Below are 3,178 nucleotides of genomic sequence, written 5' to 3' on the forward strand. Positions count from 1 at the left end.
TTGAGCGTTAAAAATCGAAAGCTTTCATCAGTTGCTGCTCGGTATTTCCCTGGTTCCGCTAACATATTACTCACCGCTGCAGACAAGGCGGCATCTTGATTATGTGCATTGCGCCGAGCGATTCGATAACTTAGATTATCCTTTTTGCCGATGCGGTACTGGCCAATGATTTGTGCCAAATAGTGTTTGTTGGCATCAATTGCCTCCGCCATGACTTTATGTAGTCGCTTAGATTGCCAGTCAGGTAAAATAAAAATCACCGCTAATACGGCTAAAATACAACCAATTAAGGTATCAGCAAGGCGAGGGAGTACAACGGCGTAACCCTCTCCTAATTGGTTAAAGCAAAAGAGAACCAATAGCGTGATAAACCCAGTCGCGTAGCCGTAGTTATTAAGGCGAAAAGCAAAAAACATCACCCCAGAGATGACAATAAAGACCAGTTGACTCTCTTGTGATGGGAATAACGTCAGTAAAAGAACCCCGATCAATAGACCGGCTAACGTACCGATGATCCGTGATACCAGTTTTTGCCGTGTTGCGGCATAGTTTGGCTGACAAACGAACAACGTGGTCAATAAAATCCAATATCCCCGCTCTAACCCTAACCCTTGTAAGATGGCATAGCCGGTGGTGAGCGCGATAGACATTCGAATCGCATGCCGAAAGAGCAGAGAATCCGAGTTGAAATTAGCGGTGAGCCGTTGCCACATCGATTTGAGAGAATGGGCTTCGGTATCGTGGAGCACATCATCTTCAGATTTATGCACATCTGGGTTACTGACATTATTAAGCTGTTTTTCTACCGTTGCTAAATTATTGAAAAGATAACCTAATTGAGTTAATAAGCTTTTCCATTCAGGACGTTGTTGCTCTTGTAAATGGGTGAGTGATAGAAACACTTCATCCAGCGCGAGGATAGAATGATCACGATGTTGATAAGGCTGTCCTAAACGAATCGAAAGTGCGATATCACGACAGGCCTGTGCTTGAGTATGCAGCAAATATTTAAAACGAAACAGCACATCGGTCCGGCCAAAATGCTCGGCTAACTCTTGATATCGATAATGGCTTGAACTGGCCCGTTCATGAATATCTTGGGCTAAGAAATAGAGGCTTAAGAAACGGTCACTGGCACTATCAACATGGCCTCGCTTGGAACGAGTTAATAAGGTCGCCTTACATTGATTAAGCGCATTGACGGTTGCGGCATTTAAATTAGCTTCTGCAATTCGATAGGGCTGTGGCACTAAGTTAGACACGGGATAAAAAAGCTGTGATTTAGCATCGAGATAATTGGCTAATTGAAGAAAAACCGTGGCTAAATTTTGTTGTACAGGCTGCATCGGCCAAAAGGCATGCCACACCATCGATAAGAGATAATACCAAGCGCTGCCACTAAGCAGTAACAAGGGTTGAAACCAAATATTGGTACTTTGATGAGCACCTAACATGGTATAGATGGCGATCAACAGGGAGCCAAAAGCAATACTCGCATAGCGTGCTCCCATGGCCCCGAGCATGATAAAACCAAAGGTTGAAATGAACAGCCCAATCGCAAACAGTACTGGGGTATTAAATAAAATCTCAATCGAAAAAGCCGCGATCGCAAAGCAGATAAAAGTTAATAGAATAGATTTTAAGCGCCCTGAGAAACGGTCATCTCGTTCAGCGAGCGCGGCGGCAATCACCCCTAAAATCAGTGGTGTAATCCAAGTATTTAGGTTGTAATGCCATGCAGGAATGACGACACCTAATAAAGTGATAAGGATCAGTAGGCAATAATTAATGGTTTTATTTGCCCAATAAAGCCGGATTCGGTGGAGTCTTTTCACGGGAATCATCAATACAAGAAATAAAACGCTTAGTGTAGCAGAATTTAATGCTAAGGGTCTGATCAAAAATAAGAAAATCGCTTAATATAACTTCATTATTGACATTAATTTTTCATTGCAATGATGGTTTAGGTTATGATATTTAACTGATGAAATTACAGGGCCGTCAATATGCAGCTAGGTGCAAGCAAAACTGCACAGTTTTTTATTGCTAATGAATACCATCAAATTAGCCTAGAAAACGAACGTCTGGTATTAACCTCATTACAGAGTGAAGAACGTATTCCTTTCACGGTATGGAATGGACAAGTCAAAGTTCGTCGAGGTTTGTTATGGGCAGAACTGCAATTTTTTGCTCATCCAGAACAAGCAATTCAACGATCATGGTTGGTTCAAGGGTTACCTTGGCCTCAGGCGCGTCAGTTTGCTCATCAGCTTGTTACGGCTTATCAGGCTTGGTTTAATCGCCAATGTGTTGCGTTATCGAGCCACTTACCCGTCTGGCAACAGAGGTTACATGAACGAGTCGATTCAGCAACTTTTTTATCCCACTCTCACATTGAACAATGGGTCAATCAAGTCTTTGCCGACCTTTCTGACATGGGAATGAGTTTAGCGGAAGCTTGCCATCATTTGCCCGAAGCAATGGCTCCGTTAACCCCTTGGCTATTAGAAACCAACCAAGTGCTACTTGCTCGTAATCAACAGTGGTTAGAAGCTGAACGACACCGTTGGCGCGTATTATTTGACCAATTAGAGTCTTCCCCATTGAATACTTCTCAGCAACAAGCGGTGTTGCTGAATGATGATCATAACTTAGTGTTAGCAGGCGCGGGGTCTGGTAAAACAAGTGTTCTGACGGCTCGGACGTCTTATTTACTACAGAGTCAGCTTGCTCAAGCCGAAGAGATGCTGCTGATCGCTTTTGGTAAAGATGCAGCGAATGAGATGGCACAGCGGGTAAAAAATACATTAGGATCAGTGGCTGATCATCTACGCGTGAATACTTTTCATCAGTTGGGATTATTTATTATCAACCAAGTTGAAACGCATGAGGTGACGATTTCTCCACTGGCTCTAAATGACAAACTAAAAAAAGCATGGTGTGTCGATTGGCTGAAGCGTCACTGGATGACACCGACTCATTTTAAACGGTGGCAAAAACATTTAGCTCAATGGCCCATCGCTTATCTTGCTGGCGACGATGAGCTAGGAAGCCATGTTGAAGACCCTAAATTGATCGCTTGGTTAGAGAGGCAGCTTGATCTCCTTGCACAGTTAGCTCTTAGCAAAAAAGCCATTCAACAGCAATTGGTTGATCACCCTGACTATGCTCGTCTAAA

Annotated in this window: 2 protein-coding genes; one reads left to right on the plus strand and one right to left on the minus strand. The window is 43.2% G+C overall.

Annotation, left to right across the window (positions count from 1 at the left end):
• A partial coding sequence (gene yccS / locus B7C60_RS01495; protein ID WP_245868376.1) for a YccS family putative transporter occupies positions 1 to 1,835 on the minus strand: 1,835 nt, incomplete at its 3' end.
• A 171-nt stretch (positions 1,836 to 2,006) separates the two neighbouring features.
• Between yccS and B7C60_RS17465 the strand changes: the two genes are divergently transcribed.
• A partial coding sequence (locus tag B7C60_RS17465; RefSeq protein ID WP_245868378.1) for a UvrD-helicase domain-containing protein occupies positions 2,007 to 3,178 on the plus strand: 1,172 nt, incomplete at its 3' end.

Source organism: Vibrio fujianensis (genome assembly GCF_002749895.1).
GTDB lineage: Bacteria > Pseudomonadota > Gammaproteobacteria > Enterobacterales > Vibrionaceae > Vibrio > Vibrio fujianensis.